This is a genomic window from Streptomyces sp. 3-6 (genome assembly GCF_056323165.1).
The window spans coordinates 486685-501960 of sequence record NZ_JBWHZP010000001.1 but is presented as its reverse complement, the minus strand read 5'-3'; the positions used below and the strand labels follow the sequence as shown (position 1 = coordinate 501960).

10 protein-coding genes are annotated in these 15276 nt (G+C 73.0%); all 10 read right to left on the bottom strand.

All coding sequences use genetic code 11. From position 1 onward, the window contains the following. Positions 1–127: 127 nt before the first annotated feature. The 10 genes from AC02VZ_RS02040 to AC02VZ_RS01995 all read right to left on the bottom strand — a co-directional run bounded on the left by AC02VZ_RS02040 (position 128) and on the right by AC02VZ_RS01995 (position 15236). Positions 128–901: an ABC transporter permease gene (locus AC02VZ_RS02040; protein ID WP_432055870.1), complete on the bottom strand. Its 774-nt coding sequence runs from the start codon at positions 899–901 to the stop codon at positions 128–130. Between the two features lie 32 nt (positions 902–933). Then, positions 934–1716 carry an ABC transporter permease gene (locus AC02VZ_RS02035; RefSeq protein WP_432055871.1) on the bottom strand — a complete coding sequence of 261 codons (783 nt, stop codon included), beginning with the start codon at positions 1714–1716 and terminating at the stop codon, positions 934–936. 32 nt (positions 1717–1748) lie between these two features. Further along, positions 1749–2741, bottom strand: a complete 993-nt coding sequence (locus AC02VZ_RS02030) for an ABC transporter substrate-binding protein (RefSeq protein WP_476474352.1) — start codon at positions 2739–2741, stop codon at positions 1749–1751. An 800-nt stretch (positions 2742–3541) separates the two neighbouring features. Beyond that, complete coding sequence (locus AC02VZ_RS02025) at positions 3542–4273, bottom strand: DUF7873 family protein (RefSeq protein ID WP_476474351.1); 732 nt, start codon at positions 4271–4273, stop codon at positions 3542–3544. Between the two features lie 110 nt (positions 4274–4383). Continuing rightward, on the bottom strand, positions 4384–6648 hold the full coding sequence (locus tag AC02VZ_RS02020; protein ID WP_476474350.1) for a UvrD-helicase domain-containing protein: 2265 nt from the start codon (positions 6646–6648) through the stop codon (positions 4384–4386). A 47-nt stretch (positions 6649–6695) separates the two neighbouring features. After that, entirely contained in the window at positions 6696–13763 is a 7068-nt protein-coding gene (locus AC02VZ_RS02015) for a DEAD/DEAH box helicase (protein ID WP_476474349.1), read from the bottom strand. 177 nt (positions 13764–13940) lie between these two features. Further along, positions 13941–14111, bottom strand: a complete 171-nt coding sequence (locus tag AC02VZ_RS02010; RefSeq protein WP_476474348.1) for a hypothetical protein — start codon at positions 14109–14111, stop codon at positions 13941–13943. 1 nt (position 14112) lies between these two features. Next, complete coding sequence (locus tag AC02VZ_RS02005) at positions 14113–14394, bottom strand: type II toxin-antitoxin system RelE family toxin (protein ID WP_432055854.1); 282 nt, start codon at positions 14392–14394, stop codon at positions 14113–14115. Between the two features lie 4 nt (positions 14395–14398). Next, complete coding sequence (locus AC02VZ_RS02000; protein WP_387835590.1) at positions 14399–14680, bottom strand: type II toxin-antitoxin system Phd/YefM family antitoxin; 282 nt, start codon at positions 14678–14680, stop codon at positions 14399–14401. Between the two features lies 1 nt (position 14681). Further along, a complete protein-coding gene (locus tag AC02VZ_RS01995; RefSeq protein WP_432055855.1) occupies positions 14682–15236 on the bottom strand; it encodes an ATP-binding protein in 555 nt (184 codons plus the stop codon). Between the last annotated feature and the right edge of the window lie 40 nt (positions 15237–15276).

The window sequence follows — 15276 nt, the reverse complement described above, 5'->3', positions numbered from 1 at the left end:
CGCCGGGGCATGCGCGACGCACGCGGCCCTCGCACCCCTGCCACGTCGTCCACACCCGTCACCCACCCGTCCCGTCCCACCACCCGTCACATCCGACGCTCCTCCCGCATCGCATCCGCCGCCCCCCTCACCCCCTCCGGGACCGGCGCAGGCCGTGGTACCAGGACAGGGCCCGGCGTTCGACCGCCCGGAACACCACCGCGAGCAGGACCCCGAGCAGACCGAGCAGCAGGATGCCGCTCCACATCTCCGGGATCGCGAAGCCGCGTTGGAACTGCACGACGGCGAAGCCCAGGCCGTTGCTGGCGGCGAACATCTCGCTGATGACCATCAGGATGACGCCGATGGACAGCGCCTGTCGCAGACCGGCGAAGATCTGCGGGCCGGCCGACGGCAGGACCAGGTGGCGGAGGCGCGCGGGGCCGGTGATGCCGTACGAGCGGGCCGTCTCGGCCAGCACCCCGTCGACGGCCCGTACGCCCTCGACGGTGTTGAGCAGCACCGGCCAGACGCACCCGGAGACGATGACGGCGACCTTCATGGTGTCGCCGATCCCGGCGAAGAGCATGATGACGGGCACCAGGACGGGCGGCGGCACGGCCCGCAGGAACTCCAGCACCGGTTCCGTGGTGGCCCGCGCGCGGGGGAAGGAGCCGATGGCGACGCCGAGGGTCACGCCGATGACGGCCGCGGCGGCATATCCGAGGAGGAGCCGGGTGACGCTCGGCACCACGTCGGCCGCGATCCGCTCGGTCGTCCACACCTCGCGGCCGGTCTCCAGGATGGTGCTCAGCGGCGGCCAGTAGACGTCGGTGCTGTCGGCCGAGGCGAACCACCAGACGGTGGCGAGAAGGACGGGCAGGGCCGCGGCGAGCAGCAGCCGCAGCACCGCGGCCCGCAGACGCCGGTGCGGGCGCGGGGAGTGGGAGCGTTTCACGGGGCCACCTCGCCCCGGACGGACTGGTGCCAGGCCAGCGCACGGCGTTCGACGGCGCGGGCGCCCACGTTGATCAGCACGCCGATCAGCCCGGTGACGGCGACCAGCGCGTACAGGTCGGGCACGGCGTGGGAGGTCTGCGCGACGGCGATGCGGGAGCCGAGGCCGGGTGTGCCGATGATGAGTTCGGCAGTGATCGCGAGGACGAGGGCGACGGCCGCGGCGAGCCGCACGCCGGTCATGACGTAGGGCAGGGCGGTCGGCCACAGCACGTGGCGGACGCGGGCCCAGGTGCCGAGGCCGTAGGAGCGGGCGGTCTCGTCCGCCACGGGGTCGACGTCCTGGACCCCGTACAGGACCTGCACGAGCACCTGCCAGAAGGAGGCGTACACCACCAGCAGCAGGGTGGAGCGGAGATCGGTGCCGAAGAGCAGCACCGCGAGGGGGATCAGGGCCACGGACGGGATGGGCCGCAGGAACTCGACGGTGCCGGCCGTCACCTCGCGCAGGTACGGGACGACGCCGATGAGTACGCCCGCGGCGATGCCGGCGGCGGTGGCGATGAGCAGCCCGAGGGCCCAGCCGGTCAGGGTGTCGGCGAGCGCGGTCCAGAACGCGGCGTCGGACACCTCGTCCACCAGGGCGGCGGCGATGGTGCTGGTGGGCGGCAGGTGGTCGGCGGGGACCAGGCCGAGCCGGGGCACCGCCTCGACCAGGGCGAGGAAGCCGCAGAGCCCGGCGAGACCGAGGAGGGCGTGGACCGGTCCCCGCCGGTGGATGCCCGATGATCCGGTCCACACCGGCGCCCGGGTCACGGCAGCAGCGCGTCCAGGTCGGGTGCCTTCTCGAACAGCCCGTCCGCGCGGCCGAGTTCGCCCAGACGTTCCAGGGAGGCACGGTCCGGTTCCTCGGGCCACTCGGGGAGGGTCATGGCCGCCAGGGTCTTCTCGGGGATCTTGGTGTAGGTGGTGAGGATGTCGCGGACCTCGTCCGGGTGACTGTTGGCGTAGGCGAGGGATTCGCGGGTCGCCTCGGCGAACTTCTCCACCAGTTCCGGGTCCTGCTGGGCCAGCTTGTCGGAGGTGAAGTAGAGGGCGATCGTGAGGTCGGGCGAGACGTCGACGAAGTTGGAGGCGACGACCCGGCCGCCCTGCTCCTTGACGACCGCGAGCGAGGGTTCGACGACCCAGGCGGCGTCGACCTGTCCGGCGTCGAGGGCGGCGGGCATCCGGTCGAAGGCGAGTTCCACGAACTCGACCTTCGTGGGGTCGCCGCCCGCCTTGCGCACGGACTCCCGCACCGAGGTGTCACCGATGTTCTGCAGCGTGTTGACCGCGACCTTCTTGCCGGCCAGCTCCTTCGGCGACTTGACGGGGCTGTCGCCCTTGACGACGACGCCGCCGAAGTCCGCCCCGGCCTTCCCGGTCGAGGCGACCCCGTTGGCGACGGCCCGCACGGGCACGTTCCGGCTCTGGGCGATCATGAGCGAGGTCGTGTTGCTGAAGCCGAACTGGAACTGGCCGCTGACCACGCCCGGCACGATCGCCGCGCCGCCCTGGCCGGTCTCCAGGTCGAGGTCGAGGCCGCGCTTGCGGTAGAAGCCCTGCTTCTCGCCCAGGTAGACCGGGGCCACGTCCACGATCGGGATCACGCCGACCTTCACGGTGGTCAGACCGCCCGAGGACGAGCCGGACGCGCCGGACGAGCCGGAACCGGAGCCGGAGTCGGACGAGGAGGAACCGCAGGCCGTCGCGGTGAGGGCGAGCAACGCGAGAGCAACGAACCCGGCTGGCAGACGACGCACAGGGCCTCCTGGATGAGTCACGGTGAACGTGCGCAGGCCGTACGGACGTTGATGCGGGGAACCTAGGGCCGCCCCGACGGGAGGGTCAACCCATCGGTAGGAGAAGTCTTCAACTACTGGCCTTCAACCGGCTTGCACAGCGGGCGACTTGACACGCCCGCCGACTCGGCTCGCCCGGCCGACTCACCCCGCCCCCACCACCCGGCGGTGCTCACAGCCGAGGCCGACTCCGGTCGGCCCCGATCGACCCCAGTCGACCCCGGTCGGCCCCGGTCGGGTCCGGCCGTCGGCCTCGGTCGGGTCCAGCCGTCGGCCCTGGTCGAGTCCTCTCGGGCTCGGTCCGCGGGTCCGGTCGCGGGCCCGACCGGCGGGCCCGACCGGCGGATTCCCTCACGCCGACCCGGACGTGGCGGAGCCCGGGAGTCGTATCCAGCTCCCGGGCCCCTGGGGATGCCACCCACATGCGCACGCCGGCGCGTTTAAGAGGACGGATCAGTCATCAAGCCGTCGTGTTCTTCCTTTGAACTACCGCGCCGTGGAAGAGGCGCAGACGAGATTCGAACTCGCATCCGATGGCGTTGTCCGTCCCCGGTCGGTCCGGCGATCGGCGGCAATGCTGAGACTGGAGCGAGAGTCTGAGATTCACGGCGGCCGCCGTTCCGGCGAGCCGCTCCTTCAGGCTGAACGTCAGTTTCAGCTTGCGCTCCTGACGCGAACCGGTCCTCAGTCCGGCCCGCGCCCCGTAGCGCACCCCCGCGCTCGCACGCGGGGGCGATCATGGTGCCGACGCGTGGTCCGCGTCAGCCGAAAAGGTACCCGAACACCGCGTCCCCCACCCGCCGGTCGGTGACCTCCGCGCCGTTGGCCTCCTCGCGGGCGAACTTCACCGCCTGCTGCAGCTTCTCCACCCGCTCGGCCAGCTCGTTGACCCGCCGGGCGGGGAGCGCCCCGGAGAACTTCACGGTCGTCCAGTACCCGATGGGCACGTCCTCGTAGTACACCTCGACCTGCGCCGGGTGCTTCTCGGTCGCCTCCGCCTTCACGTGGTTGCGGGGCACCTTCTTCGTGCGGATGGTGCGCACCGGGTCCGTCTTCCACCAGTCCGTGGACGGGTCGTGGGACCAGGACTCGGCCGCGTCGAGCGTGGGCAGCTTCTTGACGAAGGTGTGCAGGTCGGCGAGCTGCTTCTCCAGGAAGAGCAGGTAGCTGACGGGCACATCGGCGACGATGGTCCGTCCCTCCACCGTGACGTCCGCGCGCGCCGTGCAGTTCGCCCAGTCCTTGGTCGCCGTCACGTCGAACAGCCGCGTCAGCGAGGCACCCATCTCCCGCAGCACGTCCTCGGCCTGCACCTGCACCCGCGTCGACTCGGGCGGCAGCTGCTCACCCTCCTCGTCCTTCGGCTGGTACGTCCGCGAGATGCCGGCCAGCAGCGCGGGCTTCTGCACCTTGGCGTGGGCGGCGTTGATGTCCTGGAGCGCCTTGGTCTTGACGCCCTTCTCGACGGCGATGATCTGGTTGAGCTTGGTCACGGCGTTGTTCCCCCTCTTCGAACAGGGAGAACGTATCGATGCCGTACCGGCTCTGTCGCCTCATTTTCGCTCGGCGAGGATCGCGGGCGCGGCCGACCGCACGTGCCCGATCAGGCCACGGCGGTTCCCCCTGCCCCGGACGGCGGTCCGTCCTGCCTGAGCAGGTCCGCGGCACGATGCGCCGTGTCGTCCGCGTCCGGGGGCAGGAACCGGCTGGCTCGGCCGCTCCAGGTGACCACGAGTTCGTCACGGGCGCGCGTGGCCGCGACGAAGACCAACGAGCGGGCCCGCTGCTCCTCCTGCCGGTACCGGTCCGGGTTCGTGACCCGGTACTGCTCGATGCGCTGGTGCGGTACCTGGCCCTCGCCGACCGACGTGAGGAAGACCCGCTGGAACTCCAGGCCTTTGAAGCGGTGCATGGTGCCGATGCGCACGGCGTCCACGTCCGCCCCCACCCCTTCCTTGCGGAGCTCCACGGCCGGCACCCGGAACTCCCTGGCGAAGACGTTGGCGAATTCCTGGGCACTCGCCCCGTCGGGGACACTCACGGCCATCGCCGAGTACGGCGTGCCGTGGCGGTCGTGACGCTCCTTCACGAGCGTGGCCACCGCCCTCATCTCGGTCAGCCGGTCGGGCGCCCGCCAGAACTGCGGGGCGAGTCCGGTCAGGACGGACCGGTAGCCGTCCAGGGTGTCGGTGCCGGTGTCGAGGTCGTCGAAGGGTGCTCCCTCGATCAGGCGGTTGGCGCTGCCGAGGATCTGCCGGGTGGTGCGGTAGTTGAGGGTGAGGCGACGGGACGCGCGACCCCGGATCTCGATGCCGTGGTGGCTGAGGACGACCCGGCTGCCGTAGATGCGCTGGTGGGCGTCGCCGACGAGGAAGATGTCGTTCGGCCCCTTGCGGACCATGGCGCGCAGCATGCGCCAGTGCGAGGCGGACAGGTCCTGGGCCTCGTCGACCACGATGTGCCGGTAGCGGGGCTTGAGCCACATGCCGCTGCCCGCCTCCCGGTGGACGAGATCCCGGCCGCCCTGCTCCTCCTTGTAGCGGGCCTGCTCCTCGACGCGGGCCATGCGGTGCTGTTCGAGGCCGGCCGCCCGGTCGGCGACGAGCGCGTACGTCGTCCGTCGTGGCGGTTCCTCCAGGTGGGCCCGGTAGGCCTGGGCGAGCTGCCACACCTCGTGCCGCTGAGCGGTGCTGATGCGCGGGCGTCCGGAGCGGCCGACGCGGCGGTAACTCTCCCACGAGCCGCACCGGTGCGCGAGGATCACGTGCTTGAACTCCGCGTCCAGGAAGTCGGCGTCGTACTCCAGCATGCCGGTCTCGACCCGCACGGTGTGCCACAGGTTCATGGCGGCGTCATCGTCGAGGGGCGCTCCCACGTCGGCGCGGGACTCCTGCACGATCTCGCGGGCGAGCGCGTCGACGGACTTGACGTCGACCCGGCTCAGCAGCTCGTCGCCGCCGAGCTGCCGCAGTCGCTCTTCGAGGTCCAGGGCGAGGTTGGTGTTGTAGGTGGTGAGGAGCACGGGGCGGGTGCGGCCCGGCGGCAGCCGGTCGACGAGGTGGCGTACACGGTGCAGCGCGACCACGGTCTTGCCGGTGCCGGGCCCTCCGGTCACCTTGGACGACCCCTTGAAGTCGCCGGTGGCGAGACGTCGTTGCTCGGGGTGGAGGAAGAGCCGCCAGGCGTCGAAGCTGCGGCCCAGCGCGCCGAGGACGGCGGCGTCCTCCGTCTCGGCCTGGGAGACGGGCCGCCGGGCCGCCCGCGCCCAGTCCCGGGTGTTGACGTCCTCCTCGGCCCGCCAGGCGTCCGTGATGTGCCGCCGCACGTCCTGCGGATCCATGCGGGCGCGCAGGGCCAGGAGGACGTCCCGGGTGAGCTCCGGGAGGTTGTGGGCGAGGAGCCGGTCGAACTGCTCGTCCGTGGTGACCTTGCGGAGAGCGGGCAGCAGCGAGGGCACGACGCCGAGGTCGAGGAGGTTCTGGTCGTCGTACTTCTCGAAGAGGGGGGTGGTGCGGTCCGGCAGCGCGACGACGTTGGCGCTGACCTCGCTCTGGTCGACGACCTCGACCGCGCCCGAGACCGGGTTGATCTCCACGGTGAGCCGGGCGAGTTCGTCGCGGGCCCGCGTTCCGTCGCGCACCGCGAGGACCCGCATCTCGTCGCCGCCGTCCGTGGACAGCAGCAGGACCATGCAGCGGGCGTCGGGGTGCGCGAGATACAGGTCGCCGTTGTCCCCCGCCGCGCGCAGCAGGGAGAGCCGCAGGGCCCGGTTGGTTCGGTCGGTCCGCAGCCGGTGGACGAAGTTCCCCACCGCGTCCGCCACGGCCCCGTCCCGGCGCTCCAGGTCCGCGTGGGCCTGCCGGCTCACCTGCACCCGTGTCCGGACGCGGCCGCCAGGACGTCCCGCCCCGTGCCTCATCGCACTGCCCCCTCCCCGCCCAGCAGTCGGGCGAGTTCCCGCTCGTCCCAGCCGTGCGGCGCGCGCACCTGCCAGCCGGCCTCCGCGCACTGCGCCATGTACTCCGTGTCCTCGGCGTCCTCGGCCAGGACGATCCCGATCCTAGGGCCGGGCCAGGCGAGTTCGACGGTGCGGGACACGCCGTCGACGTCCCAGGTGGCCCGGCCCGGTGGGATGTCGCCGCGGGCGGCCAGGCGTTCGGCGACGGCCGCGACGTCCGGGTCCCCCCACTTCGTCAGCTCGGCGATGACCAGTTCCCAGGCGGTGCGTTCCACGGGCGTCATGGAGGCGTCCGGCTCCGGTGCCGCCTCCGCCGCCGGTGCGGGGGCGGCGCTCTCCTCTTCGGGACGGTCGTCGGGCAGGTGGAGACCGGTGCCGGGGAGGTCGTCGCGCAGGGCGGAGAGAAGTCCGCCGGCCGGGCCGGAGGTTGCCGCGAGCAGGGCGGCGTCGAAGGTGTCGAGGGTCGTGCGGGCGAGGGCGAGTCCGTCGGCCCGGCCGCTGCCCGTGGGGTCGAGGAACTGGATGATGTTGCCCCAGCACAGCCACGCCTTCCAGCGGCGCCGGTGGTCGTCCCGGTCCCCCTCGACGGCTTCCGCGCGGTCGTCGAGCACGGCGAGGGCGCTCCAGCTCAGCCCCTTGCCGTCGGCGCGGCGGGCTCCGGCGAGGACGAGCGGCAGCCCGGAGGCGTCCTGGAAGGACAGGAGCTTCACGCCCTGCCCCGCGACGGCCGGTGCCGCCTCCCCGCGTACGGCGGCGTCGATCCACGCGACGGCGGTGCCCGGGTCGGCGTCGACGAGTTCCCGTCTGCGCAGGGACGCGGGCGCGCTGACGGCGAGCTGCGCGAGCTGCTGCCACCGGGCCGGGCGGGGGTCGCGCAGGAAGCCGAGGAGGGAGGGGATCGCGCCGTCGAACAGCAGCGCGTCCACGTCCGACGGGTCGCGGCGTGCCTTGCGCCACTGCTCGCGCACCAGGGCTCCGGGACCGGCGGAGGAGGTGACGTCGTAGGGCGGCCAGGCCGCGTCGGCGGCGGGGCCGGCGATGACGGCGTCGAGCGGGTCGGCGGGGGCGTCCGGGCCGCGGACCGCCTCGCCCTTGAGGGTGCGGTCCCAGGCTGCGACGTCGTCCCAGGTGATCTGCCAGACGAGGATGCCGTCGGCGCGCAGCCGGGCGCGCTTGGCCGCGTCGGCGGCGACACGGTTGGCGCGGGAGGAGGCGTGCCAGCGGTAGCCGTCCAGGTAGACGGCGACCGGCAGGGGCGGCGCCCCCTCACTGGTGGTGTCCCCCGCGACCGGCCGGAACAGCAGGTCGGGGCGGGTGCGGTGGTCGTGCAGGTCCTTCTGGGCGACGACCTCCCAGTGGACGGGACCGCCGTCGGGCCGGGTGAGGGTGAACTGCTTGCCGTGACGGCCGGTGGGCGTGGTGGCGTGGCCCGCGGCGGCGGCGTTGCCGGGGGTCTCCAGCCAGCGGTCGAGGCATTCGATGAAGCGGCGTTCCAGGTCGCTCTCCGCCTGGTCGACGAAACGGACCTCGGCGTCGGCCGCTTCCTTGCCCACGTCCCATCCGCTGCTTCCGTCGGTGCCCAGCAGGCTGTCGAGCATCCACAGGGCCTCCTGCCGGTCGAGGTCCTTGTAGTCCCGCTCCGGGGCGTGGCCGAGCAGGCAGCGGTGGCAGGCCCGGCGCGGGGTCGGTGCGCAGGGGCAGTCCCGCAGGGCGGCCTGGGCTTCGGCGAGCACGGCACGGAACTCCTCGCCCTCGCGGTCGACGAGGCGGTGCAGGTAGCCGGTGCCGCCGGGCAGCGCGTCGTAGAGGACGAGGTGGTTGCGGGTGAGGTCGGTCTCCCGGTCGGGTTCGGTGGCTGGGGTGGAGCGGATGTGTGCGGGGTCGCCGCCGTAGCGGCGGGCCAGTCCGAGGTGGAGGGCGGCGGAGAAGGAGGCGAGGCGTTCGGGCACGTTCAGCGTGGCGGCGGGCAGCAGGATGCGCAGGGCCTCCGTGCGGTGCTCGGTCGCGGTGATGACCGGGACGTCCTCCGGCCTGGCCTGCTTGTCTCGGCGCCGGGTGGGGCACCACGGCCGGTGGTGGGCGAGTTCGGCCCGGCCGAGCAGGGACTGGCCGAGGGTGTCCTGGGAGGGCGCGTGGCCGGGTTCGCGGTCGGTGGCGCCGCCGCAGCGGGGGCAGACCGTGAATCCGGTGATGGCGACCTCGGCGCCCGCGAAGGAGGTGTCGTTGCGCCGTCCGTGGCGGCTCTTGCCGAGGTTGAAGCGGCGGATGACCGCCTCGCGGACGTGGTCCACGCCGAAGGTGGTCTTCCGGTGCCGCCAGGTCTGTTTGATGTCGGCGGGGTCGATGTCGACGGCGGTGACGGTGGTGTAGGGGGTGCGGGTGCGGGTGTCGCGGTCGTCGACGATCCGCGCGTCGTCCCGTTTGTCGTGGGCGGTGACCTTGCGGGGGACGACGACCCGGTGCACGGCGTTGCGTCCGCCGATGCCGGGGCCGCCGCAGCGCGGGCAGGGTGAGGTGTCCTGTTCGGCCCGTTCGCCGGTGCGTACGTGGCCGCACTCCTTGCACACCCGCCAGGTCCTGAGCCCGACGGGCGTGCCGTCGGCGGAGTCCTGCGGGACGGGGCCGAGGTCGAAGCCGTCGACGACGTGCCGGTAGCCGCGTACGTAGTAGGCGTTGCCGGGGGCGAGTTCGGTGAGGGCGGCTTCGGCGGGCCGGTCGTAGACGCGCGGTTCGTTGCTCCAGCGGACCTTGGGGGCCTTGTCGTCCCGCTGGTCCGCGGCACCTGCCGAACCACGCTTGCGCGCGGGTTCCTTGTAGCTGAGCTGGGCCTCCAGGCGTACGGCGTCCTCGACGAGGCTGTAGTTGGGCAGCAGGCCGTGCTCGACGAGGAAGCCCTGTGCGTCGGCCTGCCCCATCCCCTGCAGAATCCTGGAGACGCCGGCCGCCTCGCGGATCAGGTTCCGCTTCTCGCGTGCCTCGTCGTCCACGGCTTCCTGGAGCGCGTCGGCCGCGTCGTTGATCAGGGTGCGGCGCCTGACCAGTTCGGCGCGCTCCTCGTCCCAGGCGCGGCGGGCCCGGTCCAGCGCGTCGGCCAGTTTGTGTTCGGCGTAGCGCCGCAGGGTCTTGCGGGCGTCGCGGGAGACACCGGAGCCGGGGACGCCCTCGATCTCGGGGAAGAGTTTCAGGAAGTCGTCCGCGAGGTCCGTGCGCCCGGCCACCGCCTTGCGGAACTGCGTCAGCCAGCCGGTGCGGCCGACCAGCTGGGTGACCCGGTCCGGCAGGGGCGGCACGCCGTCCAGGCCGCCCCGGGCGGCGCGGTCGATCAGGTGGGCGGTGTACTGGCGGCACAGCAGCTCGCCCGCGGACAGGAAGCATCCGGGGGGCAGGATGGGCCCGGCGATGAGGTTCTCGGGCTCGGCGAGGTGGTACAGCGCGCGGGGGCTCGTGTCGGCCAGGGTCACCATGAACGCGTTGCCGGTGGCGCGGCCCGCGCGGCCCACCCGCTGGACGTACCCGGCGGTGGACGGCGGCAGCGAGGCGAGGATCACCGCCTCCAGCCGGCCGATGTCGATGCCGAGTTCGAGGGTGGGGGTGCACGACAGGACGTTGGGGTCGGTGTGCCGGAGGCCGCGCCGGAAGCCCTTCTCGACCTCCTCGCGTTCCTTGCGGGTGAGGACACCGGTGTGTTCGGCGGCGACCACGCTGTACGGGTCGGCCTCCCGGTACAGGCGCCGGTAGTAGTCGGAGCGGTAGTCGCGGGCGGCGCGTCCGCCCGCCTCGGCCGAGGGGCGGGTGAGGGCGCCCTCGCAGCGTTTCAGGGGGCATCGGGTGCCCTGCCAGACGGGAGCGCGCTCCGGTGGCACGGTCTGCGTCCAGCCGCACTCGGGGCAGGTCAGGGCGGCGAGCGCGGTCTGCTCGTCGTCGAGGGGGCGGACCCGGATGTGGCCGGGGGTCAGCCCGTACACCCCGTGTCCCGTCTGCCGGTCGGCCGGGGTGGTGCGGCGGCGGGCGAGTGCGCCGACGCGGTCGCTCGCCAGCTCCGCGAAGAGGTCCGCCAGGTAGGCGCCCGCGGTGTCCCGGTCCAGGCCGAGGCAGCGCTGGGTGAAGTCCACGTACCAGCTGTCCCGGGTGTCGACCCGTTCGAAGTCGGTGCGTCCGCCGCGGGCGCCGACGAGGACGAAGGCGGGGGCTTCGGAGTGGCGGCCGAAGGCCGGCATGCCGGGTTCGCGGCCGGTGGAGACGAAGTGCCGGCTCCGGCCCTCCTCGTCGATGTACCGGTCGAGCCAGCGGTGGTGGATGCCGCCGATCTGGCGGACGTGTTCGAGGAGTCCGCGCACATACCCCTCGAAGTGCCGCAGGTGCTCCGGGGTGCCCTCGGCGGGGATGAGGGCCTTCGGCGTTCCTGGGGCCCCGGCGTCACCCCCGTCGGCCTCCTCCCTCCGGTCCACGGCGAGGGGCAGCAGTTTCTCCTGGTGGACGCGGAAGAGGGCCGCGGCCGCCTCGGCCGCCGCCCGCGGGTCGGGCAGGTGGACCTCGGCGGCGACCGTACGGGTGAGTTCCAGGGTGCGGCCCAGCCGGGAGTGCAGGCCGAACTCCAGCAGGGTGTTGAAGGCGAGGCGCTCGCCGACCAGTTCCCAGGTGGACTCGGGGATGCGTTTCTTGCCCGCCAGCAGCCGCTTGACCCGCTCCACGTCGTGCAGGTCGGGCGGGACGACGGAGGCGAGGAGCCGTTGCCCGGGGACGGCGGCGCGGCTGATCAGGGAGGAGATCAGCTCGTTCAGCGGGACGCCGTCGGCGGCGAACTCCGCGCTGCCGCCGACGCGTTCGGTCAGCTGCTCGTGGACGAGGGAGCGCAGCGAGAACTTCCAGGACCGGCTGGCGACGAAGCCCGCACGGTGGGCCGCGTCCTGCACCGAGTCGTTGAAGATGAGGGTCTTGCGCCGGTCGCGCTTGTGTTCGTCCTCGCTGGGCAACTCGCCGCCGGTGAACAGCTGGGTGACGACGACGGAGGCGAGCGGGGCGACACCGGCGCCGAGATAGCGGATGCCCTGGGCCTGCCCGCAGGCCGGGCACCGGTCCTGCTGGGCGTACTCGGCGCGTTCCTGGTTGTCGAACCAGGTCCACACGTACACGCCGTTCTCGGGCGCCGGCGCGATGCGTCCCCCGTCGAGGAGGACCTCGTCGGGGTCGAGTCTGCGCAGCGCCTTGCCGTTGTCCTCCAGGACGAGGAGGGTCGCGTCGTGCGGGACGCCGCGGCGGGTGCGGCGGGCGGCCCGGTGGGCCTGCATCGCGCGGGCCTGTTCGGCGGCCTCCGCCGGGGTGGCGGCGATCATCGCCCGGACCCGGCCCTTGGCGGCTCCGCCGGTGGCGCCGGCCCGGTAGATCTCGTCGGGTGCGTGCACCAGGTTCTGCGGGTTGCGGTCCGGGCAGATCGCCGCCCAGCCGGAGCGTCCGCAGTGCCGGCAGTAGGCGGCGGGCAGCCTCCCGGAGCGCTGCACGTGCCGTCGCCGTTCCGTCTGCGCGGCGACGGCGAGGGAGTGCCGCTCGGCGGCCGCACGGTCCGGGGCCGGTCCCGTCCCGGTGCCGCCGGGTGCGGCCCCGGTTCCGTTTCCGGTGAGGGCCGCCTGGTCGGTGTCCGACCAGGAGAACACCGGCTGCGGCGCCACGAACCGCAGCACCCGCGACATCGACCGCAGCCACAGGTGGGTCTCGACGAGCAGCAGGGGCCGGTCCTTGTCCGCGGGCGCGGCGGGGTCGCGGGCCACGGAGATGAGCGCCACGAAGCGGGCCAGGGCGGTCGCCGCCGTCCGCGGTTCCTGGACGGCCGCGGCCCGCCACGCCGACGTGTCGGGGAACGCCCCGAGGACGGCCGGGAAGGTCAGGGGCCCGTCCTGCGCGGCGAGCAGCGCGTGGGTGAGGGGGTGCGCCAGCAGGCGGCGCCCCAGTTCGCGCGGGTCGGCGGTGTCGCACCCCACGGTCGCCCGCGCGACGGCGTCCAGGCCGCCGGCCGTCCGCGCGGGATCGGGCAGGGCGGCCAGCTCGGCCGGTGACGGCAGGGGCAGCGTGTGGTCGACGGGGGCCAGGAACTCCTCGGCGTCCCGCCGGTCCTCCCCCACCACCGCGTCGTCCGGGAACCGGGTCCCGAAGACCTGGGAGGCCACCCGCAGCATGGCCTCGGGCCCGGCCGCCGATCCCCCCGACCCCAGGGTCGCGGAGGTCGCCACCGGGCAGATGGACCCGAGCGGCTTCCCGGCCTCGGCGGCCCCGGCGACGGCCGCGAGCCGCCGCAGCAGCATCGCCACGTCGGTGCCCTGGGCGCCGTCGTAGGTGTGGAACTCGTCGATCACCACGTACGCCAGGTCGGCGTCCCGCCACAGGGAGGCGTCCTGCTGCCGCTGGAGCAGCAGGTCCAGCATCTTGTAGTTGGTGATGAGGATGTCCGGCGGATTGCGGCGGATCTCCGCGCGGTCCACCATCACCCTCTTGTACGGCGTGGTGCCCCGCGACGAGGCCTGGCCGATGTAGAGCCCGGCGGTCACCTCGCGCAGCCGGTCGTCCTCCAGCTGGTCGCCGAGGCGGTCCGCCTGGTCGCCGGCGAGGGCGTTCATCGGGTACAGCAGGACGGCCTTGATGCCGTGCTTCCCGGCTTCCTTCGCCCGTCGGCAGTGGTCGAGCACGGGGATCAGGAAGGACTCGGTCTTGCCGGATCCGGTGCCGGTGGTCACCAGCGTGGGCCGGGGCCGGTGCCCGTCCTTGCTGGTCAGCCGGGCGAACGCCTCGGCCTGGTGGGCGTACGGCGGCGGGAAGTCGGCCGGGTACCAGTCCAGGTGGCGCTGCCAGCCGTCCTCCGCCGTCCGGAAGGGCCGCCGGATGCGCAGGTACGGCCCGCGGAAGAGCCCGTCGGCCGGGTCGGTGAGGAAGTCCTCCAGCGCGTCCTGGGTGTCGGGCTCGGCCAGCGCGAACGTCGTCGTCAGGTACTCGACCGTCGTGTCACGCAGTGTCTGCGCGGCGAGTGTGGGTCTCATGACGCGCTGCGGCCCCCGTCTCCCATGTCCCGGCGTGCGATCCGATCGCTCCGGAGGCCTGGAGCGCAGGTCCGGGGCGACCGGAATCGATCACGCTCCACTCTACGGGTGAGGTCCGACAGCCCTTCGGGGTTCGGAGGAATCAGGTTCGGGAGCCGGAGAGGCGGACCGCTGTGGTCACCTCGCGCCGGCCTGGCGCAGCCGCCGGTCCAGCTCCGCGTCGAGCGTCACCAGATCACTTTCGCTCGGGTCGTAGCCGTTCCACTCGCGCAGAGCGATACGGACCTGTTCGGCCCGCAGCGCTCGCTCTTCGGGGGTACCCGGGTGGCCGGGTTTGCAGGGCGGCACGTCAGGGAACCTGACGGTAGACATCGCGGCGATTGCCGAGAGCCAGGACCCAAACGATCAGCCGGCCGTCCTCGACGGTGTAGACGACGCGGTAGTCACCGACCCTGAGCCGCCACCGGGCGCTGTGGCCTTGCAGGGCCTTGATGTCGAACGCCGCCGTGTCGCCCGCGTCCATCGCCTTCTGCAACTCGGTGAGCCGGTACAGGATCCGCAGGGCGTCCTGGCGCGGGATCTTGAGCATGTCCCGCTGCGCGTGCGGTGTGAAGCGCGTGACGTACCCCATGCGGTCAGTCCTGACCGGCGCGGAGGAGGGCGGCCATCTCCTCGAGGGACACCGACCCCTCCATGCCTTCGGACTCGGCTTCGTCGGCCAGCCGGTTGAGCCAGGCTTCCTCGGCGTCCTCGGCGATACGGCGCAGCCGCTGGTACTCCTCGATGTCGATCACGACGGCCTCCTGCTTGCCCCGCCGCGTGATGATCGTCGGGGTCTCCTCGCGCCGGGCACGGTCGATGACGTCGGCAAGGTGGCCTCGGACCTCGGCCATGGATTCAACCACCGGTTCACTCATGTCACGAATGTAGCAGATGTACATCTGTTACGGCTGAGATCTCGTACTCCACCCAGACCGTCTTGCCCGGGCCGTCCGGGCGGGGGTGCCAGTCCCAGCGGGTGGCGAGGGCGGTGATCAGGAGGAGGCCCCGGCCGGTTTCGGCGACGGCGGGGACCTCGGGCCGGGGGGCGGCCGGTCGGGGCGGGACGCGTTCGCCCCGGGTGTCAGTGACCTCGATACGGACGGTGGCGGGGCGGGGCCCGGCGGGGAGCAGCGCGAGGCGGAGGTGGAAGTCCCGGCCGGGGACGTTGCCGTGCAGCACGGCGTTCGCGGTCAGCTCGGCGGCGATCAGCACGAGCGCGTCGTGGTCGTCGGTGCCGTACGGGATGCCCCAGGCGTCCAGGCGGACGGCCACCAGGTGGCGGGCGAGGCGGGCTCCGCGCGGGGTGGAGGTGAAGCGCATCGCGAAGGTGCGGGCCGCCGCCGGTGCGGGTTCGGGTGGGGTGGTGCTCAAGTGGGCGGTGGGGGTGGCGAGTCGGCCGGGTCCGGTGAGGCCGGCGGGGTCGTTCGTCATACCGACCACGGTCCCGTCGGTGGCGTAGCGTGACCAGTGG